Annotated in this window: 12 protein-coding genes and 3 tRNA genes; 9 read left to right on the top strand and 6 right to left on the bottom strand. The window is 57.1% G+C overall.

Annotated features, from left to right (window positions below):
* The first annotated feature begins 80 nt into the window (after positions 1–80).
* From recC to recD, 4 genes are all read left to right on the top strand, one after another.
* The gene (gene recC, locus BY447_RS06955) at positions 81–3,458 is read left to right on the top strand and encodes an exodeoxyribonuclease V subunit gamma (protein WP_110330836.1); all 3,378 of its coding nucleotides are present in this window, start codon (positions 81–83) and stop codon (positions 3,456–3,458) included.
* Positions 3,459–3,566: 108 nt separating this feature from the next.
* On the top strand, positions 3,567–6,458 hold the full coding sequence (gene ptrA, locus BY447_RS06950) for a pitrilysin (RefSeq protein WP_110330835.1): 2,892 nt from the start codon (positions 3,567–3,569) through the stop codon (positions 6,456–6,458).
* Positions 6,455–9,994 carry an exodeoxyribonuclease V subunit beta gene (gene recB, locus BY447_RS06945; RefSeq protein ID WP_110330834.1) on the top strand — a complete coding sequence of 1,180 codons (3,540 nt, stop codon included), beginning with the start codon at positions 6,455–6,457 and terminating at the stop codon, positions 9,992–9,994. The genes ptrA and recB overlap by 4 nt, the downstream gene beginning before the upstream one ends.
* On the top strand, positions 9,991–11,832 hold the full coding sequence (gene recD / locus BY447_RS06940; protein ID WP_095706739.1) for an exodeoxyribonuclease V subunit alpha: 1,842 nt from the start codon (positions 9,991–9,993) through the stop codon (positions 11,830–11,832). Before recB ends, recD begins: the two co-directional genes overlap by 4 nt.
* A 49-nt stretch (positions 11,833–11,881) precedes the next feature.
* Here recD and argA read toward each other — a convergent pair whose 3' ends face one another.
* Complete coding sequence (argA, locus tag BY447_RS06935; RefSeq protein ID WP_013358908.1) at positions 11,882–13,210, bottom strand: amino-acid N-acetyltransferase; 1,329 nt, start codon at positions 13,208–13,210, stop codon at positions 11,882–11,884.
* Positions 13,211–13,442: 232 nt separating this feature from the next.
* Here argA and amiC point away from each other — a divergent pair, with 232 nt between their 5' ends.
* Positions 13,443–14,687, top strand: coding sequence for an N-acetylmuramoyl-L-alanine amidase AmiC (amiC, locus tag BY447_RS06930; RefSeq protein ID WP_013358906.1), 1,245 nt, complete (start codon positions 13,443–13,445; stop codon positions 14,685–14,687).
* 110 nt (positions 14,688–14,797) lie between these two features.
* Here the strand turns inward: amiC and BY447_RS06925 are convergent.
* The 3 genes from BY447_RS06925 to BY447_RS06915 all read right to left on the bottom strand — a co-directional run bounded on the left by BY447_RS06925 (position 14,798) and on the right by BY447_RS06915 (position 15,147).
* A tRNA-Met gene (locus tag BY447_RS06925) sits at positions 14,798–14,874 on the bottom strand.
* Positions 14,875–14,928: 54 nt separating this feature from the next.
* A tRNA-Met gene (locus tag BY447_RS06920) sits at positions 14,929–15,005 on the bottom strand.
* A gap of 65 nt (positions 15,006–15,070) precedes the next feature.
* Positions 15,071–15,147: transfer RNA gene (locus BY447_RS06915), tRNA-Met, on the bottom strand.
* Between the two features lie 203 nt (positions 15,148–15,350).
* Here BY447_RS06915 and mltA point away from each other — a divergent pair.
* Both mltA and tcdA read left to right on the top strand, forming a co-directional pair.
* Positions 15,351–16,499, top strand: a complete 1,149-nt coding sequence (gene mltA, locus BY447_RS06910) for a murein transglycosylase A (RefSeq protein WP_110330833.1) — start codon at positions 15,351–15,353, stop codon at positions 16,497–16,499.
* 48 nt (positions 16,500–16,547) lie between these two features.
* Positions 16,548–17,360: a tRNA cyclic N6-threonylcarbamoyladenosine(37) synthase TcdA gene (tcdA, locus tag BY447_RS06905; protein ID WP_013358904.1), complete on the top strand. Its 813-nt coding sequence runs from the start codon at positions 16,548–16,550 to the stop codon at positions 17,358–17,360.
* Here tcdA and csdE read toward each other — a convergent pair.
* Positions 17,339–17,794: a cysteine desulfurase sulfur acceptor subunit CsdE gene (csdE, locus tag BY447_RS06900; protein WP_095706740.1), complete on the bottom strand. Its 456-nt coding sequence runs from the start codon at positions 17,792–17,794 to the stop codon at positions 17,339–17,341. The genes tcdA and csdE overlap by 22 nt on opposite strands.
* Before the next feature lie 2 nt (positions 17,795–17,796).
* Positions 17,797–19,005: a cysteine desulfurase CsdA gene (gene csdA / locus BY447_RS06895; RefSeq protein WP_110330832.1), complete on the bottom strand. Its 1,209-nt coding sequence runs from the start codon at positions 19,003–19,005 to the stop codon at positions 17,797–17,799.
* A 209-nt stretch (positions 19,006–19,214) separates the two neighbouring features.
* Here csdA and BY447_RS06890 point away from each other — a divergent pair, with 209 nt between their 5' ends.
* Entirely contained in the window at positions 19,215–19,436 is a 222-nt protein-coding gene (locus BY447_RS06890) for a YgdI/YgdR family lipoprotein (protein WP_003854643.1), read from the top strand.
* 334 nt (positions 19,437–19,770) lie between these two features.
* The gene (locus BY447_RS06885) at positions 19,771–20,688 is read left to right on the top strand and encodes a transcriptional regulator GcvA (RefSeq protein WP_003854641.1); all 918 of its coding nucleotides are present in this window, start codon (positions 19,771–19,773) and stop codon (positions 20,686–20,688) included.
* Positions 20,689–20,725: the final 37 nt, after the last annotated feature.

Below are 20,725 nucleotides of genomic sequence, written 5' to 3'. Positions count from 1 at the left end.
ATGGGTTTCAACCGCGATACGCGGTAAAGTGATAGAGCCGCAATACCGTAGTCACGTTCTGAGTTATCACAGGAGTTTTCATGTTTCACGTTTATCACTCAAATCAGCTTGATGTGCTGAAGATTCTGGCGGCGGCGGTGATTAAACATGATCCTCTTGATGATCCTTTCGCCTCAGAAATGGTGCTGGTACAGAGCCCGGGAATGGCGCAATGGCTGCAGATGGAGCTGGCGCAAACCTTTGGCATTGCGGCCAATATCGAATTCCCGCTGCCTGCCAGTTTTATCTGGGAGATGTTCGTCCGCGTACTGCCCGATATCCCGGTAGAAAGTGCTTTCAGCAAGGCCAGCATGGGCTGGAAGCTGATGCATCGGCTGCCGGTGATGCTCGAACAGGAAGAGTTTGTCTCTTTACGCCACTATCTCCATGACGACGGCGACAAGCGAAAACTGTATCAGCTCAGTTCACGCGTGGCCGATCTGTTCGACCAGTATCTGGTTTATCGTGCCGACTGGCTCAACAGCTGGGAGCGTGGCGAAACCATTGACGGACTGGGCGAAGCGCAGCGCTGGCAGGCCGCACTGTGGCGCGATCTGGTAAGTTATACCCAGGCGCTGCGGCAGCCCGAATGGCACCGTGCCAACCTCTATTCGCGATTTATCCAGACGCTGGAGCAGGCGAAAACTACGCCGGAAAATCTGCCGAAACGGGTCTTCATCTGTGGTATTTCTGCGCTACCGCCGGTCTATCTGCAGGCGTTGCAGGCGCTGGGACGACACATCGACATCCATCTGCTGTTCACCAATCCCTGCCGCGACTACTGGGGCGACATTCAGGACTATGCGTTTCTGGCGAAACTGCAGAGCCGTCAGCGCCGACGTCATGGTGCCGATGAATCACGCGGACTTTTCCGGGACGCAGAGCAGGCTCCGGCGCTGTTTAACGACGCTGGTGAACAGCAGCTCACTAACCCGCTGCTTGCCTCATGGGGCAAGCTGGGGCGCGATAACCTGTTTCTGCTCAGTCAGATGGAGTCAAACGACGATATTGATGCGTTTGTGGATGTGGAGCCAGATAACCTGCTGCACTGCATGCAGCACGATCTTCTCAACCTGCAGGATAACGCCGTCATCGGGCTGAATGCGGCGGAACTGGCGCACAGCGATCAGAAGCGCTGCCTTGATCCGGAGGACCGCTCCATTGCGGTTCAGGTCTGCCACAGCGCCCAGCGTGAAGTCGAAGTATTGCAGGATCATCTGCTGGCGATGATGGAGGCCGATCCGACGCTGAAAGCGCGTGACATTATCGTCATGGTGGCCGATATCGACGCCTACGCGCCGTTTATTCAGGCGGTGTTTGCCAACGCACCCGCCGATCGCTACCTGCCGTTTGCGATTTCAGACCGGCGGGCCAGTCAGGCGCATCCGGCCATTGTGGCATTTCTGAATCTGCTGGCACTGCCGGACAGCCGATTTGTCTCAGAGGATGTTCTGGCGCTGCTGGATGTTCCGGCGCTGGCTGCTCACTTCTCTATTGATGAAAGCGGCCTGCGCTTACTCCGGCGCTGGGTCAGCGAATCGGGTGTGCGCTGGGGGCTGGATGATGCCAGCGTAGAAGCGCTGTCACTCCCGATTACCGGCCAGCACACCTGGCGCTTTGGCCTGCAGCGCATGCTGCTGGGTTATGCAATGGAGAGCCACAACGGTGACTGGGAAGGAATTCTGCCTTATGACGAGTCGAGTGGTCTGGTGGGGGAACTGGCGGGACATCTGGCTGAGCTGCTCTCCCGGCTTAATCACTGGCGACAGCTGCTGGCCGAACCCCGTCCGCTGGTCGCCTGGCTGCCACTGTGCCGGGAATTGCTGAACGCCTTTTTCAGCCCCGATGCAGAAACCGAGGCTGCCCTGCTGCTGGTGGAAGAGCAGTGGCAGCAATTGATCGAATATGGGATGGATGCGCGCTTTGAAGAGGCGATTCCGGTGGCGCTGCTGCGCGATGATCTGCGTAGCCGCCTTGATCAGCAGCGCATCAGCCAGCGTTTTCTGGCCGGACAGATTAACTTCTGCACCCTGATGCCGATGCGCTCCATTCCTTTTCAGCTGGTTTGTCTGCTTGGCATGAACGACGGCGTTTATCCCCGGACCCTGGCACCATTAGGCTTTGACCTGATGCAGCAGCAGTCCCGCAAAGGCGATCGCAGCCGCCGCGATGATGATCGCTACCTCTTCCTGGAGGCGATGATTTCGGCACAGCAGCAGCTCTACATCAGTTATATCGGCCGGGCGATTCAGGATAATACGGAACGCTACCCGTCGGTGCTGGTCACAGAACTGCTGGATTACATTGGACAGAGTTTTTATCTGGAAGGCGACGGTCATCTTGAGCTGGATGAAAGTGCCGAACGGGTGCGGATGCACCTGCAGCACCTGCACAGCCGGATGCCCTTTGCTGCAGAGAACTTCCAGCCCACTGCCAGATTGCAGAGTTTTGCCCGTGAGTGGCTGCCTGCGGCGCAGGGAGCAGGGCAGCCGCAACCCGATTTTGTTCAGCCGCTGGAAGCGCCGTTAATTGATGCGCTGACGCTGGAAGCGTTTCTGCGTTTCTGGCGGCATCCGGTCCGCGCCTGGTTCCACCAGCGGCTCGGCGTGAGTTTCTGGCTGGAGGAGAACGAACTGCCCGACAGCGAGCCGTTTGCGCTCGACAACCTGGAGCGTTACCAGATCAACGCGCAGCTGCTGAATGCCCTGGTCGAAGGCGAGGACACCCAGCGGCTTTATGCGCACCATCGCGCGGCCGGTAATCTGCCTTACGGCGCGTTCGGTGAGTTGTTCTGGCAGGCGCAGCGTGATGAGATGCAGGAAGTGGCTGCTGAAGTGGTCACTCAGCGCAGTGATGGCGAGAGCTGGGAAGTAAACCTGCAGCTGGAGCAGGTCAGCTTAACCGGCTGGCTGACGCAGGTGCAGAGTGACGGATTACTGCGCTGGCGGCCGGGCGTGCTCAATATGAACGACGGACTGTTACTCTGGCTGGAGCATCTGGTCTACTGCGCGCTGGGCGGCACCGGCAGCAGCCGGATGTTTGGCCGACAGCAGAGCCGCTGGTGTTTCCTCGCCGTACCGCAGGCTGAGGCGATCGCTGCGCTGAATGAATACGTCGCAGGCTATCTCGCCGGTATGCGCCAGCCGCTGATGCTGCTTAACAAGAGTGGCGGCGCGTGGCTGACCGCCAGCTATGACAAAAAAAGCCAGCAGTTGCTGACCGATGAAGCGACGCAGCTCAAAGCGCGTAATCGACTGCTGACCGCCTGGCAGGGTAACTATCAGGTTGAGGGCGAGGGCGGCGATCCCTATCTGCAGCGTCTTTGCCGTGTGCTTGATGAGCCACAACTGCAGCAGATAACTGAGGCGGCACAGCGCTGGTATTTACCGGTGCTGGCTGCACATCAGGATGATGAATAGCAGGTCAGAAGGCATTTTTGCTAGCTGGCTTATTACACAGAAATTTTGCTCTGCTTTGAGCCGCCGTGTCAGAGATTGGCGGTTTATCGGGAAACGAGAGGGGTTTACATGCGGGTACATGCACGCTGGATAGCGGCGCTATTGTTAAGCCTGGTGGCTTGCACAGCACAGGCGCAGACATCATCAGGCTGGCAGCCAGTTAACGACACTATTCGCAAAAGTGAACAGGATCCGCGCCACTATCAGGCGATCCGGCTCGACAACGGGATGACGGTGTTACTGGTTTCCGATCCTGTGGCACCGAAATCGCTGGCGGCGCTGACGCTACCGATAGGATCGCTGGACGATCCCGATCAGCAGGCGGGACTGGCACACTACCTCGAGCATATGGTGCTGATGGGCTCAAAGCGCTACCCGCAGCCGGACAACCTGGCCGAATTTCTGAAAAAGCATGGCGGCAGCCATAACGCCAGCACCGCTTCTTACCGCACCGCTTTTTACCTGGAAGTGGAAAACGATTCGCTGGAACCGGCGGTTGATCGCCTGGCGGATGCGGTGGCTGAGCCGCTGCTGGATCCGGTTAACGCCGATCGAGAACGCCACGCCGTGAACGCCGAGCTGACCATGGCGCGCTCGCGCGATGGCCTGCGCATGGCCCAGGTGGGTGCTGAAACCCTGAACCCGGCGCATCCGGCGTCACGTTTCTCGGGCGGCAATCTTGAAACACTGAAAGATAAGCCCGGCAGCAAACTGCATCAGGCGCTGCTGGATTTTTATCACACGCATTACTCCGCCAACCTGATGAAGGCGGTGATCTACAGCAACAAACCGCTGCCAGAGATGGCATCGATTGCGGCTAAAACCTTTGGCCGGGTGCAAAATCATGACGCCAGCGTGCCGGAGATTACGGTGCCGGTGGTGACGGATGCACAGCAAGGCGTCATCATTCATTACGTTCCGGCCCAGCCGCGCAAGCAGCTCAAAATTGAATTCCGCATTGCCAATAACAGCGGCAGCTTCCGCAGTAAGACGGACACGCTGATTAGCTATTTAATCAGTAACCGCAGCAAAAACACGCTGACTGACTGGCTGCAAAAGCAGGGGCTGGCCGACGGGGTCAATGCGGGCGCTGACCCGATGACCGAGCGTAACAGTGGGGTATTTGCGATTACCGCGTCACTCACCGATAAAGGCCTGGCACAGCGTGACGAAGTGGTAGCGGCCATATTCAGCTACATCAATCTGCTGCGTCAGCAGGCCGATGATAAGCGCTATTTCGATGAAGTTTCACATGTGCTGGCGCTCGACTTCCGTTATCCCTCTATCACCCGCGATATGGATTACATCGAATGGCTGGTTGATACCATGCTGCGCGTGCCGGTTGAACACACGCTGGATGCGCCCTATCTGGCGGATCAGTACGATGCCGCCGCGATCAAGGCCCGGCTGGACGAGATGACCCCGCAGCATGCGCGCATCTGGTATATCAGCCCGCAGGAGCCGCATAACAAAACCGCCTATTTTGTGGATGCGCCTTATCAGGTTGAGAAGATCACGCCACAAACCTTTGCCGACTGGCAGCAACGCGCCAGCCAGATCACGCTGGCGATGCCCGTGCTGAACCCCTATATCCCGGACGACTTCACCCTGTTGCCGTCGGACGGAAAAACGTATCAGCACCCGGTGAAGCTGGATAACCATGATGGTATGCGCATTTACTGGATGCCCAGTCGTTATTACGCCAGCGAGCCTAAAGCGGCGATAACCCTGGCGTTACGCAATAAAAATGCCATCAGCGACGCCCGTCAGCAGGTGCTGTTTGGCCTGAATGACTACCTCTCTAGCCTGGCACTGGACGAGCTTAACTCGCAGGCCTCGGTGGGCGGCATCAGCTTTTCAACCGGTGAAGATCAGGGGCTGGTGTTCAGCGCCAACGGTTTCACGCAACGTCTGCCGACGCTATTGAAGAAACTGGTAGAGGGTTATGCCACCTTCCAGCCGACAGAACAGCAGCTGGAGCAGGCCAAATCCTGGTATCTGGAGCGGCTGGACGCGGCGGAAAAAGGCAAAGCGTTTGAGCAGGCGATTCAGCCGATGCAACTGCTGTCGCAGCTGCCTTATACCCAGCGCGAGACCCGCCGCAAGCTGGTCAGCACAATCTCACTTAAGGATGTGACGACCTATCGCGATACGCTGTTCCGCGATGCGACGCCAGAGATGCTGGTGGTGGGTAATCTCAGTGCTGACAGCGTGACGCAACTGGGGCATGAGCTTAAACAGCAGATGCAGAGTAATGCAACCCGCGACTGGCACAGTCAGTATGTGACGATTAAAAAACCGCTGAAAGCCAACCTGCAACAGCAGGGTAGCAGCACCGACTCCGCTCTTGCCGCTCTTTATGTTCCACTGGGATATGGTGAATATCAGAGCATGGCGCACAGCTCGATGCTGAGCCAGATCGTTCAGCCGTGGTTCTACAATCAGCTGCGTACTAAAGAGCAGCTCGGCTATGCGGTGTTTGCCTTCCAGATGCCGGTGGGCCGACAGTGGGGTGTCGGCTTCCTGCTGCAAAGTAACAGCAAACAACCGGACTGGCTGTTGCAGCGTTATAAGGCCTTCTATCCACAGGCAGAAAAACGATTACGCAGCATGAGTAAGGCAGATTTTGCCCAGTACCAGCAGGCGATGATCAACGATTTGCAGCAGCGTCCTCAGACGCTTTTTGAGGAAGCGGATCGTTTTAGCCGCGACTTTGATCGGCAGAATGATCACTTTAATACCCGGCAAAAAGTGATCGAGCAGGTTCAGCAGTTAACCCCGGCCAGCCTGGCAGACTTTTTCCGGCAGGCTGTGATTGAACACAAGGGCATGGTAATGACCTCGCAGATTGCCGGCACCGGCACCGGCAAAACTGAATTTGCCCGCCAGCCCGGCTGGAAAACCTGGAATGAAGTGGCGCAACTGCAGCAGTCGCTGCCGGTAAAGAGTGAGACCCAATGACGCAGTTACCGCCCATCTCGCTGAATCCTTTAACGCTGCCGCTCAGAGGCGAGCGGCTGATTGAGGCGTCAGCGGGCACCGGAAAAACCTTTACCATTGGTCTGCTCTATCTGCGCCTGCTGCTGGGGCTGGGCGGAGAAAACGCCTACAGCCGCCCGCTTTCGGTAGAAGAAATTTTAGTGGTGACCTTCACCGAGGCCGCCACTGCGGAGCTGCGCGGGCGCATCCGCGAGAATATTCATCAGCTGCGTCTGGCCTGTATCCGCGGCAAAAGCAGCAACCCGATGCACCAGTTACTGCTGGAGCAGATGCCCGATTTGAGTCAGGCCGCCGCGCAACTGCTGGCTGCTGAACGGCAGATGGATGAAGCTGCCATCTTCACCATTCACGGCTTCTGTCAGCGGATGCTCAATCTCAACGCCTTTGAATCGGGCATGCTGTTTGAGCAGGAGTTAATTGAAGATGAGCAGGCGCTGCTGAAACAGTCGACTGCCGACTTCTGGCGTCGTCAGTGCTATCCACTGAGTCTGGATGTCGCGCGGATCATTGCCGCGGAGTGGAGTGGGCCCGACAGCCTGCTGACCACGCTGCGTCCCTGGCTTCAGGGAGAATCACCCAGCCTGAAACGTCCGCCCGCAGCCGATGAGACGCTGGCATCACGTCACGCCCGTAACCTGGCGCGCATTGAGGCCATCAAGCAGCAGTGGCAGGCGCTTAGCGCCGATGTTGAAGGCATGATTAGTGCTTCTGGCGTGGATAAGCGCAGCTACAGCAGTAAACATCTGCCCAACTGGGTCGCAAAAGTCACGCAGTGGGCCAGCAGTGAGACGCTGGATTATCAGCTGCCGAAAGAGCTGGAGCGCTTTGGACAGCAGGTGCTGGATGAGAAAACCAAAAAAGGCGACGCCCCGCGACACTCGCTGTTTGAGGCGATCGATCAGTTTCTGGCAGAACCCTTGTCGCTGCGCGATGTGGTTATCGCGCAGGCGCTGACCGATGTGCGTGCCACGGTACAGCGTGAAAAGCGGTTACGCGCGCTGTTAGGCTTTGACGATCTGCTCAGTAAACTGGATGAGGCGTTGCAGCAGCCCGGCGGCGTGTTGCTGGCAGAAACCATCCGGGCGCGTTTCCCGGTGGCCCTGATTGATGAATTCCAGGATACCGATCCACAGCAGTATCGCATCTTCCGCACGCTCTATATAAATCAGCCGGAGCAGGCGCTGTTTCTGATTGGCGATCCCAAGCAGGCAATCTACGCGTTTCGCGGCGCGGATATTTTTACCTATCTGCGGGCCAGAAGCGAAGTCAGTGCTCACTACACACTGGATACTAACTGGCGTTCTTCACCTGAGATGGTAGAGAGCGTCAACCGCCTTTTTTCTCAGCTCGATTCACCTTTCCTGTTTTCGGCGATTCCCTTTCTGCCGGTGAAACCTGCTGCGCCCAACGAGTCACTGAAGCTGATTTTTGATGAGCAGCAGCAACCGGCATTACGTTTCTGGCTGCAGCCTGGCGAGGGGGTCGGCAACAGTGACTACCAGCAGTTTATGGCGCAGCAGTGTGCCGCCGATATCAGCCGCTGGCTGGTGGCAGGACAGCAGGGACGAGCCTGGCTGGGTAAAGGTGAGGCGCTGCAGCCAGTGCGGGCTTCCGATATCACTGTGCTGGTGCGCAGTCGCAATGAGGCCGGCTTAATTCGCGACGCGCTGAATGCACTGTCGATTCCGTCGGTCTATCTCTCCAGCCGGGACAGCGTCTACACCACGCCGGAAGCGCGCGAATTACTCTGGTTGCTGCAGGCGATACAGGCACCGGAACAGGAACGGCTGCTGCGTAGCGCGCTGGCGACCTCTATTTTTGCCATCGATGCGGCGACGCTGGACGCGCTGACACAGAATGAGCGCGAGTGGGATGCGCTGGTGGAGCAGTTTGCCGTCTGGCAGCAGCTGTGGCATCAGCGCGGCGTGTTACCGATGCTGCGTGATGTGATGATCAAGCGGCAACTGGCGGAGAATATGCTGGCCTCGGAGAACGGTGAACGTCGCCTGACTGACCTGATGCATCTGGGTGAACTGCTGCAGGAGGCCTCGGTGCAGCTGGAGAGTCCGCACGCGCTGGTACGCTTCCTGGCGCAGCAGATTGCCCGGCCAAACAGCCAGGCCTCCAGCCAGCAGCTGCGTCTGGAAAGCGACCGCCATCTGGTGCAGATCATCACCATCCATAAATCAAAAGGGCTGCAGTATCCGCTGGTCTGGCTGCCGTTTGCTGCCGGGTTCCGCGAGGCGGCCAGCGCGCTCTATCACGATCGCGACAACTTCACGGCGCTGCTCGATGTGCAGGGTGATGCGCAGAGCCTGGCGCTGGCCGAAGAGGAGCGTCTGGCAGAGGATCTGCGTCTGCTCTACGTGGCGCTGACCCGTTCCGTTTATCACTGCAGCGTTGGCATTGCACCGCTGATCAAAGGCACCCGTAAAAAAGAGGGCGAAAGCGATCTCCACAAGAGCGCACTGGGCTACCTGGTGCAGCAGGGGCAGGCGGCCGATGCGCAGCAGCTCAGCCAGCGACTCAATGCATTAACCGGTGAAGGGATTGCACTGGTTGAAGAAGATCTGCTGCCGGGCGAAATGTGGCGGGACGCTGAGCAGGGTGATGAGGCGCTAAGCAGCCGCGACGTGACCCGCGCCCTGGCGGATGTCTGGCGGGTAACCAGTTACTCCGGTCTTCAACAGCATCACAGTTCGCCACTGCTGGATGCGCTCCCTAACTTCGATATCGACGCAGCGGGCGAAGAAGAAAATGGTGAAGAAGCGGCACTGACGCCGCATCACTTTCCTCGCGGAGCGGCACCCGGCACCTTCCTGCACGGTCTGTTTGAGTCGATCGACTTTACCGAACCGCCGGATCGCATCTGGCTGGAAGATCAGCTGCAGCACAATGGTTACTCGCTGAGCTGGTTACCGGTCATTGAACAGTGGATTGATCGGGTATTACATACCCCGCTCAACGTCGAGGGGCTGACGCTGTCGGCAATCAAAAGCAGCGAACGGCTCATCGAGATGGAGTTTTATCTGCCGATCAACAATCTGCTGACGGCGGCGGATCTTGACGATCTGCTGCGTCGTCACGATACACTCTCTCAGCAGGCCGCTCCGCTGGATTTCCGCCAGGTGCGCGGCATGCTGAAGGGCTTTATCGATCTGGTCTTCCGCTGGCAGGGAAAATATTATCTGCTGGATTACAAATCGAACTGGCTGGGGGAAAGTCACGCCGCTTATACGCCCGAGGCGATGGCGCAGGCGATGATTGGCCACCGCTACGATCTGCAGTATCAGCTCTATACGCTGGCGCTGCATCGCTATCTGCAGCATCGCCTGCCGGACTATGACTATCAGCACCATTTTGGTGGGGTGTTTTATCTGTTTTTACGCGGGATGGATGGCAGCTCGCCGGACAACGGCATTTTTGCCACCCGACCTTCCGAAGCTTTTGTGGAAGAGATTGATGCGCTGTTTGGTGAAACCGGGGAGATGCTATGAGTGACATGCTGAGTCTGCTGCTGCAGGCGGTTGAGAAGCGTCTCCTGCGGCCGCTGGATATTCAGTTTGCCCGTCTGGTGGCGACAGAATCACAACCTGCGCTGCTGCTTGCGGCTGCCTGCATCAGCGCAGAGGCGGGAGAAGGTCACGTCTGTCTGCCGCTGAGCAACCTCTGTGAAGACAGTCTGTTTGCCGGGCGTCAGCCTGCGCTGGCCCAGGCCATCTGGCAGGCAGCGGGTAAGCCGGATGACTGGCCATCACTCCTGGCAGACTGGTCGGCGGTCAGTAATGGCAGTCGGGTGACGCCGCTGGTGCTGAGCAACCAACGTTTGTATCTGCATCGGCTATGGCACAGTGAAGGCCGGGTCGCCGACTTTTTTGCTGCGCAGGACGTGAAAACCGCGTTTGATATGCGTGCCGCGGGTGACGTGCTGAACAGTCTGTTTGGTGACCAGCCGGAGAACTGGCAGAAAATTGCTGCGGCCGTGGCGCTGACCCGCAAGACGGCGGTCATTTCCGGCGGGCCGGGCACCGGTAAAACCACCACCGTGGCGAAACTCCTCGCTGCCCTGATTCGCCTGAATCCCGGCGCGCTGCGGATTCAGCTGGCAGCACCGACAGGCAAAGCCGCTGCGCGACTGACCGAGTCGCTGGGCCGGGCGCTGCAGGATCTGGCGGTCAGCGACGAAGAGCGGCGGCGTTTTCCCGCCGAAGCCACCACGCTGCATCGTCTGCTGGGCGCACAGCCCGATACCCAGCGGTTACGCTACCATGCCGGTAACCCACTGCATCTTGATGTGCTGGTAGTGGATGAAGCGTCGATGGTCGATCTCTCGATGATGGCAAAACTGATCGCCGCGCTGCCTGCCCATGCCCGCGTGGTGTTTCTGGGCGACCGCGATCAGCTCGCCTCCGTTGAAGCCGGTGCGGTGCTGGGCGATATCTGCCGCTGCACGGAAAGCGGCTACAGCCTGGCGCGGGCCGAACAGCTCGCCCTGCTGACCGGCTGTACGCTGCAGGGCAGTGACGATGGACAGGCACCGGTCGTGCGCGACAGCATCTGCCTGCTGCAAAAAAGTTATCGTTTTGACGCTTCATCCGGCATCGGCCAGCTGGCAAAAGCGATCAACCTTGGTGATGCAGAGCAGGTCAGGGCGGTATTTGCTGCGGCCCATGACGATGTCAGTTACCAGACGCTGAACAGCGCGGAAGCGTATCAGGTGATGCTGGATGAGGTCGCACAGGGCTATCAGCCCTTCCTGCAGCTTATCCGACAGCAGGCGGATCCTGCTGAGGTGATTGCCGCCTTTGGCCGTTATCAGTTGCTGTGTGCGTTACGTGACGGGCCATTTGGCGTGCAGGGCCTGAACCAGCGTATTGAGCAGCGACTGATGCAGCTGCAGCGCATCCGGCGTCCTGGTATCGGCAGTCGCTGGTATGCCGGACGTCCGGTGATGATCACCCGAAATGACAGTGCGCTCGGCCTGTTTAACGGTGATATCGGCATTACGCTGCGGGATGAAGAGGGTAACCTGAAGGTCTTTTTCCCGCTGCCGGATGGGTCAATCAAGGCGATCCAGCCGAGCCGGTTACCTTCACATGAAACGGCCTGGGTGATGACGGTGCATAAATCGCAGGGGTCGGAGTTCGACCACACTGCGCTGGTGATGCCGACGCAGTTTCTGCCGGTGCTGACCCGAGAACTGGTCTATACCGCGATTACCCGCGCACGTAAGCAACTGACCATTTACAGCGAACCGGGCGTATTTCAGCGCGCCGTGCAGCTGCAGACGCAGCGACGCAGCGGTCTGGTGGAACGACTGGGTGAAACCGGCTGAGAAGAAGGGGGACAGTCCACGCCAGGTGGTCTGTCCCTTCATGATTGAATCAGGTGAGGTCGGCCATCAGCACCTTGGAACGGCGCTGATAGTTGTACATCTCTTTTTTACTCTCGGGCAGTGACTCGATATCAACCGGCGTAAAGCCGCGCTCCTGGAACCAGTGGATGCTGCGCGTGGTTAACACAAACAGCTTTTGCAGTCCCATCTGCTTCGCCTGTAATGCCACGCGCTGCAGCAGCATTTCTCCGCGTGAGGAGCTGCGATAGTCAGGATGAACCGCCACACAGGCCATCTCGCCAATCTTCTCATCCATAAACGGATAGAGGGCGGCACAGGCGATGGTCAGATTGTCACGCTGAATAATCGTGAACTTATCGATCTCCATCTCCAGCTGCTCGCGTGAGCGACGCACCAGAATACCCTGCTGCTCCAGCGGACGGATCAGTTCGAGGATACCGCCGATGTCGTTGATATTGGCACGACGAATCTGCTCGGCCGACTCCATCACAATCTGCGTACCGATACCGTCGCGTGAGAAGAGCTCCTGCAACAGTGCGCCATCTTCCTGGTAGCTGATGAGATGGCTGCGGCGCACGCCACTGCGGCAGGCTTTCACCGCACCGCGCAGGAAGCGGACCGTGCCAGAAAGATAATCACCTTCTTTTTCAATCTCGTCGATGCGGGCCTGCGCATCGTTCGGGAACAGCTCGGAAATGATTTCACCGTCGCTGTTCAGCACACCCTGCTCGGAGCAGAAGCCGATCATTTTTTCGGCTTTGAGCTTAATCGCCAGTTGGGTAGCCACTTCTTCTGAAGTCAGATTAAAGCTCTCGCCGGTCACAGAGACCGCCACCGGTCCCATCAGCACGATGGCATCGTTATCCAGCTGGCGATGAATCGCCTCTTCATCGATACGACGGATACGCCCGCTGTGGCAGTAATCCACGCCATCATCCACGCCCAGCGGCTGCGAAATAATGAAGTTGCCGCTGACCACATTGATATGCGCGCCCTGCAGTGGGGTATTGTTAAGACTCATTGAGAGGCGGGCAGTGATATCTAACTGCAACCGACCGGCAGCCTGCTTCACTAACTCCAGCGATTGCGCGTCGGTCACCCGGGTAAATTTATGATAAACCGGTTCCAGCTGCTGCTGAGCCAGGCTGGCGTCTATCTGTGGCCGTGCGCCATAAACCACCACCAGGCGGATGCCCAGGCTGTGCAGCAGGCCGATGTCGTTAACGATGCCAGAGAAGTTCTCATGCTCAATCGCTTCGCCACCCAGCATGATGACAAAGGTTTTACCCCGGTGGGCATTGATATAGGGAACGGTATGGCGAAAACCCTGAACCAGTTCGGTACTACGTTCCTTCACGGCCAACCCTCAGTGAATGTTTATTCGTATTTTCTGTATTTTTATGCTTTTACGCCCGATTTTGCAAGTCTTAATCCTGACGAAAATTTACGTTTTTATGGGTGTCAAAGCCGCTAACAGCCTGCATTATTTAGGGTTTCCGGGGTGACATCATCCTGCGGATTGGATAAAGTTTTCGCCGCCATTTGATTAACTGGCGCTTTTTTAGACATAACACAGCAGCTGGAGCGGCATGTCAGACGGTAATTCCCATTTTTCACGCAGACGTTTTTTACAGGGGACAGGCGCCTTACTGCTGTTGAGCGTCAGCCGCACAGGCCTGGCGGCAAAAAACCACATTGTGGCGGTGCGTATCTGGCCCTCATCCACCTATTCGCGTATGACGCTGGAGTCCAGTGTCGCGCTGAAATACAAGCAGTTTGCGCTGAGCAATCCCGAACGTCTCGTCATAGATATTCAGGGCCTGCATCTTAATTCGGCCCTGAAAGGGGTGGATAAGCAGGTACGGGTCGACGATCCCTTTATCAAAAATGCCCGGGTCGGCCAGTTCGACAGCAACACGGTGCGCGTTGTTCTGGAGCTGAAGCGCAACGTCGCACCGAAGATCTTTAATCTGGCACCGGTCGCCGGGATCAATCACCGGCTGGTGGTCGATCTCTATCCGACCCAGAACCATGTGGAAGACGATCCGCTGCTGGCTCTGCTGAAAGATTATAATCAGGGCGATCTGGACAAGGATGAAGGGGTGCAGGCACCGTTACCCGGCAAAGCGGGACGCGATCGTCCGATTATCATCATGATCGATCCCGGTCACGGTGGAGAAGACCCTGGCGCGCACGGCAAATATAAGACCCGTGAGAAAGATATTGTGCTGAAGATCGGACGGCGGCTCAAAGCGCTGATCGATAAAGAGCCCCACATGAAAGCCTATATGACGCGCAATGAAGATGTCTTTATTCCGCTGCGCGTCCGGGTCGCTAAAGCCCGTAAACAGCGTGCCGATCTCTTTGTGTCTATCCATGCGGATGCCTTTACCAGTCGGGCAGCACGCGGCTCTTCGGTGTTTGCCTTATCCACCAGCGGTGCCACTTCAGCCGCCGCCCGTTTCCTGGCGCAGACCCAGAATGAATCAGACCTGATTGGCGGCGTCAGCAAAAGCGGCGACCGCTATCTTGATCACACCATGTTCGACATGGTGCAGCGGCAGACGATTCACGACAGCCTGAAGTTTGGTAAAGAGGTGCTGCATCGTATGGGGCGCATCAACCATCTGCACAAACGCACCGTGGATCAGGCTGGCTTTGCGGTGCTGAAAGCCCCGGATATCCCGTCAATCCTGGTAGAAACCGCGTTCATCAGTAATGTGGAAGAGGAGCGGAAGCTGCGAACCACCCGCTATCAGCATCAGGTGGCAGAGGCGATTCTGAACGGTATCAAAGCGTATGTAGAGAGTGGGGCGGCACTGGCCCATCGGTAAAGGAGTGCGGGTAGTCACGGCTATCCGCGCATTTATCTGCGAGAGGGAGGTTTAAGAGGAATTCGCGAACGTCAGAAACAAAAAAACACCCTTTCAGGTGTTTAAATGATTGGTTGCGGGGGCCGGATTTGAACCGACGACCTTCGGGTTATGAGCCCGACGAGCTACCAGGCTGCTCCACCCCGCGTCCGTATCATACTTATTTCACATTGTGACTTCTGTAAAACAACTGCAGAAGTATTGGTTGCGGGGGCCGGATTTGAACCGACGACCTTCGGGTTATGAGCCCGACGAGCTACCAGGCTGCTCCACCCCGCGTCCGTATTGCTTCTATTACTTTTACTTCTCACACTGTGACTTCTGTAAAACCGCTGCAGAAGTATTGGTTGCGGGGGCCGGATTTGAACCGACGACCTTCGGGTTATGAGCCCGACGAGCTACCAGGCTGCTCCACCCCGCGTCCGTGGAAGCGCACTATACTCTCCGCGCTAATTCATGCAACCCCTTTTTAAAGATAAAAGCCAAATTAACAGCCAGTTGCTGAAGGATTCAGCCATCTGGTTAATTATTGAACTGATATGCGTTGCGTCAAAGCGGATGCATTTCATTCTGTCGGGGGCTTTGCTATCGTCGCGGGGCGAACAGTTATAAAAAGAGAAGAGAATGAAATCACATTGGGTGAAGTATGCACTTACTGGCGCGTTAATCACGCTGCTGGCGGCCTGTAGCTCTAAACCGACCGATCGCGGTCAGCAATATAAAGATGGCAAACTGGAACAGCCGCTGGCGCTGGTGAATCAGCCCAATGCTAAAGGCGCGCCGGTTAATGGCAAAGACTTTGGCGATCAGGTGCGCCAGATTCAGTCCGCCTCATCTGCTCTTTATAGTCGTCAGAACGGCACCTACAGCGCGATTGAAAGCTGGCTGATGGCAGGCGCCGACACCCGGCAGCTTCGCCAGTATGGCCTGAACGCCTGGCAGATGGAGGGCACGGACAACTACGGTAACGTGCAGTTCACCGGTTACTACACGCCGGTCGTGGAAGCGCGCTACACCCGTCAGGGCGAATTCCAGTATCCGATCTACCGTATGCCGCCGCGCAAACGCGGAGAGAAATTACCGAGCCGCGCCTCTATCTATAGTGGCGGACTTGATGACCGCTACGTCATTGCCTACAGCAACTCGCTGATTGATAACTTCATGATGGATGTGCAGGGCAGTGGTTACGTCGACTTTGGCGATGGCCGCCCGATGACCTTCTTTGGTTACGCCGGTAAAAATGGCTGGGGCTACCACAGTATTGGTAAAGAGCTGATCGACCGTGGTGAAGTGAAGCGCGAAGATATGTCGATGCAGGCGATTCGCCAGTGGGCGCAGGAGCACTCACCGCAGGAGGTGCGCGCGCTGCTGGAAACCAACCCGTCATTCGTCTTCTTTAAGGCTGAGCCGTTTACGCCGGTGCGCGGTGCCAGCGCCGTTCCGCTGGTAGCGAAAGCCTCGGTGGCCTCTGACCGCTCAATTATTCCGGCCGGTACCGTACTGCTGGCGGAAGTGCCGCAGTTAAATGAGAAGGGCAAATTCAACGGCAAATATGAGATGCGCCTGATGGTGGCGCTCGATGTGGGTGGCGCGATTAAGGGACAACACTTTGATATCTATCAGGGTATCGGCCCGGATGCCGCGCATCTGGCGGGCTTCTATAATCACTACGGACGCGTCTGGGTAATCAAAGCCGCACCGGGTGCCGGACAGCCGCTGTTCTCCAGCCCGCAAAACGGTAATAATGGTTCACTGCTTCTCGGCGCTAACTAATGTCTTCTCTGCGGGCCTCCGGGCCCGCACGACGTAACAGGTTCAACTATGAAAGTGTTAAATGACGCCTGGCATCAGCGCTTTGGCGGCACGGCGCGTCTCTATGGCCAGGATGCGCTGCAACGTTTTGCTGACGCGCACTTCTGCGTCATCGGTATCGGCGGCGTGGGTTCCTGGGCAGCGGAAGCGCTGGTGCGCACCGGCATTGGTAAAATCACCCTGATAGATATGGATGACGTCTGCATTACCAACACCAACCGACAGCTTCATGCGCTGCAGGGCAACGTCGGCAAAGCCAAAACGGAGGTGATGGCGGAGCGGCTACGGGCGATCAATCCGGACTGCGACGTGATCTGCATTGATGACTTTATTACGCCTGAGAACACCGCCGAACTGATGGCCGCCGGTTTCGACTATGTGATCGACGCGATCGACAGCGTACGCCCTAAAGCGGCGCTGATCGCGTGGTGTCGCCGGAATAAGATCCCGCTGATCACCACCGGTGGCGCGGGCGGACAGATTGATCCGACCCAGATTCAGGTCGCCGATCTGGCGAAAACCATTCAGGATCCGCTGGCGGCGAAGCTGCGCGAACGCCTGAAAAGCCTGGGCGTGGTGAAAAGCAGCAAGGGCAAACTTGGCATCGACTGCGTTTTTTCTACCGAAGCGCTGGTCTATCCGCAGGCCGACGGCAGCGTTTGTGCTTCACGCAGCACCGCAGAGGGTCCGAAGAGAATGGATTGCACATCCGGCTTTGGCGCGGCCACCATGGTGACCGCGACGTTCGGCTTTGTGGCCGTTTCGCATGCGCTGAAGAAGTTTCTGGCACGCGCCGCCCGTCAGGATGCGGTCAGCGCCTGACGCGCGGCATGCTCTACCGCAGCAGCCAGCGCCTGCAGGCCGCTGCTGCGTGAGGCGCTGAGCTGGGCGCGCAGCCCCAGCTCATCAAACAGGGTTAAGGGATCGGTGGCCAGTAATTGCTGCGGCGTCTGGCCCTCAACGGCGGTCAGCAGCACGGCCAGCAGGCCGCGCACGATCCGTCCTTCACTGTCACCATAGAAATGCAGTGAGCCATCCTCACACAGCTGGCTGCCCAGCCAGACCCGGTTTTCACACCCGCTCAGTTCAATTTCCGCTGTTTTCAGTTCCTCCGGCAAGGCAGGTAACTGGCGGCTCAGCTGGATCAGCTGACGATAACGATCTTCCCACTGATGAAAGCGGCCAAAGCTCTCTTTCAGACTGGCAACGGTAATCTGTTCGCCAAACGGGTGTGGCGCTAACCGCGATGAACACATAATCAAAACTCCGATAACAGCGCGATGGCGCTCTTCATGGCGCGCACCAGCGCATCAACATCCTGCAGATTATTATAGGGTGCAAAAGAGGCGCGCAGCGTGCCACTGACGCCCAGCGCCGCCAGCAAGGGCTGCGCGCAATGCTGACCGGCGCGCAGTGCGATTCCCTGCTCGGCCAGCAGCGTTACCAGGTCACTGTGATGCAGACCTGCGAATTCAAAGGCCAGCAGGCTGGCATTGCCACAGCGGAAGCTGCGAAAGCCGGGCAGTTCTGCCAGTTGCTCTTCCGCCAGCGAGGCAAGCTGCTGACTCCAGCGCTCGGCTTCGGGCAGATCGTACTGCGCCAGCCAGCTTAGTGCCGCACTCAATCCCACCACCCCAGCCACATTCGGGGTGCCAGCCTCAAAACGCCACGGTACCGGCTGCGGCGTGAAACCATTGAAGTCGACATCCGTGATCATCTTACCGCCGCCCTGCCAGGGCGCCATCGCCTCCAGCAGCTCCGCTTTGCCATATAACGCGCCAATGCCCATCGGGCCGTAAATTTTATGGCCGGAAAAAGCGTAAAAGTCGATATCCAGCGCCTGTACGTCAGGCGGGCAGTGCACCACCCCCTGCGCGCCATCGACCATCACTTTCGCGTCCACGGCATGTGCCAGTGAAATCGCCTGTGCGAGATCGGGGCATCCCCCGGTGACGTTCGACATCTGACCTACAGCCAGCAGGCGGGTGCGGTTGTTAAGCAGAGCGGGTAACAGGCTGATATCGGGCAGACGATCTGGCCCTAACGGCCATTTTACGACGCGGGCACCGCACGCCTGCGCAGCCATTAGCCAGGGAACCAGGTTGGCGTGGTGCTCAGCCTCACTCACCACGATCTCATCACCGGGCTGCAGGCGCGGACGCAGCCAGCTGTTCGCCACCAGGTTTATCGCTTCGGTGGTGCCACGCGTCCAGACAATCTCTCGATCGTCCGCGGCGTTAACCCAGCGGGCAACCTGATTGCGCGCCTGCTCATAGCGCTGGGTTAAGGCCTGGGCAGCAGCAAACTGGCTGCGATGAACCGTACCCGCGCTGAGGCTGTAAAACTGCTGCGTGCTGTCAATCACGGCCTGCGGCTTCAGCGTGGTCGCGGCGCTGTCGAGGTAGACGCCGGCGTCGGCGAGCGCGGGAAACTGCTGGCGGAATGCGGTGGGATTAAATGCGGTCATGCCGGGTCCATGATAAGAAAAATTAGGACCACACTGAAAGAATGGTCTGCGTCTGGCAAAGCTGGAAAAGCGCGTTATGCTGAATATTGCAAGGTTTGAACCAAACCCGCATAACGATCGGACGTTTAATAGTCGATCTCACTTATCGGCTGCCTCTGGTTAGCGTAACGCGGGTGGTTTGATGCAATCAATCTACAAGGAGATAGCAGATGAAAAAACTTACCGCAGTCCTGGCCGTGTGTACTCTGGCTTTTACCCTGAGTGCCTGTTCAAGCAATTATGTCATGCATACCAACGATGGTCGTACCATCGTGGCTGCCGGCAAGCCTAAAGTTGATAACGATACCGGCATGATCAGCTATAAAGATGCGAATGGCAACGAGCAGCAGATCAATCGCTCTGATGTCAAAGAGATGGTCGAGTCAAAGTAAGCAGCAAAAAAAAAGCACCGCAATTTGCGGTGCTATTTAAAAATCACTATGGACAGACAGGGTAAATCTACAGGAATTAAGAGTTCGATCCGCAATCGTCGGATCAAAAATTGCAAACACAACATCACGACCACAAGCCAAAAGCTTTCAGAAAATCTGCGAACTCACTCACAAATCTAAAAACTTTTCGTTCCGGCTCAGGAAGTGCGGCAACTATAGGTATTTGCTGGAGGTTCCTCAACGGACAAATTATAATGCCTCGGATTAAAAATTCTAATACGTAAACGCTTTGTATAAGCCTGCGTATTTTTCGCCGATCCGGATACGGAAAACCATGTCGAAACGCCTTCCTCCTCTTAACGCACTGCGGGTTTTTGATGCCGCTGCGCGCCATTTAAGCTTTACCAAAGCCGCTGAAGAGCTGTTTGTCACCCAGGCTGCCGTAAGCCATCAGATTAAATCTCTGGAAGATTTTCTGGGGTTAAAGCTGTTTCGCCGGAGGAATCGTTCGCTGTTACTGACCGAAGAAGGGCAAAGCTACTATCTCGACATCAAAGAGATTTTCTCGGCAATTAACGAAGCGACCCGCAAACTGCAGGCGCGCAGTGCCAAGGGCGCGCTGACCGTCAGTTTACTGCCGAGCTTTGCTATTCAGTGGCTGGTTCCCCGCCTCTCCAGCTTTAATATGGCTTATCCGGGAATCGACGTGCGTATCCAGGCCGTTGACCGCGATGAAGAGAAGCTGGCCGACGATGTCGACGTGGCAATTTTCTACGGACGCGGCAACTGGCCCGGCCTGCGGGTTGAAAAACTCTATGCCGAATATCTGCTCCCGGTCTGTTCACCATCACTGATGACCGGCGATAATCCGCTGAAAACCCCGATGGATCTCTCGCGCTTTACCCTGCTGCATGACGCCTCCCGCCGTGACTGGCAATCGTATATCCGCCAGCTGGGTTTACAGCATATCAACGTGCAGCAGGGACCGATTTTCAGCCACAGCGCCATGGTGTTGCAGGCGGCGATTCATGGTCAGGGCGTGGCGCTGGCCAACAACGTCATGGCGCAGAGCGAAATAGAGGCCGGTCGATTAATCTGCCCGTTTAATGATGTATTAGTCAGTAAAAACGCTTTTTATCTGGTTTGTCATGACAGTCAGGCAGAACTGGGTAAAATAGCCGCCTTCCGACAGTGGATCCTGGAAAAAGCTGCTACCGAACAAGAAAAATTCCGCTTTCGCTATCAACAATAACATCTTGATTTATTTGCATTACGATGCAAAAGCATCC

The organism is Pantoea sp. JKS000250, assembly GCF_003201065.1.
Lineage (GTDB): Bacteria > Pseudomonadota > Gammaproteobacteria > Enterobacterales > Enterobacteriaceae > Pantoea > Pantoea vagans.
The sequence above is the reverse complement of the archived record's forward strand: the minus strand, read 5'-3'. Positions and strand labels throughout refer to the sequence as shown.

Coding starts and splice junctions, on each gene's coding strand:
- recC (WP_110330836.1), top strand. CDS start 81: ATGTTTCACGTTTATCACTCAAATCAGCTTGATGTGCTGAAGATTCTG.
- ptrA (WP_110330835.1), top strand. CDS start 3,567: ATGCGGGTACATGCACGCTGGATAGCGGCGCTATTGTTAAGCCTGGTG.
- recB (WP_110330834.1), top strand. CDS start 6,455: ATGACGCAGTTACCGCCCATCTCGCTGAATCCTTTAACGCTGCCGCTC.
- recD (WP_095706739.1), top strand. CDS start 9,991: ATGAGTGACATGCTGAGTCTGCTGCTGCAGGCGGTTGAGAAGCGTCTC.
- amiC (WP_013358906.1), top strand. CDS start 13,443: ATGTCAGACGGTAATTCCCATTTTTCACGCAGACGTTTTTTACAGGGG.
- mltA (WP_110330833.1), top strand. CDS start 15,351: ATGAAATCACATTGGGTGAAGTATGCACTTACTGGCGCGTTAATCACG.
- tcdA (WP_013358904.1), top strand. CDS start 16,548: ATGAAAGTGTTAAATGACGCCTGGCATCAGCGCTTTGGCGGCACGGCG.
- csdE (WP_095706740.1), bottom strand. CDS start 17,794: ATGTGTTCATCGCGGTTAGCGCCACACCCGTTTGGCGAACAGATTACC.
- csdA (WP_110330832.1), bottom strand. CDS start 19,005: ATGACCGCATTTAATCCCACCGCATTCCGCCAGCAGTTTCCCGCGCTC.
- BY447_RS06890 (WP_003854643.1), top strand. CDS start 19,215: ATGAAAAAACTTACCGCAGTCCTGGCCGTGTGTACTCTGGCTTTTACC.
- BY447_RS06885 (WP_003854641.1), top strand. CDS start 19,771: ATGTCGAAACGCCTTCCTCCTCTTAACGCACTGCGGGTTTTTGATGCC.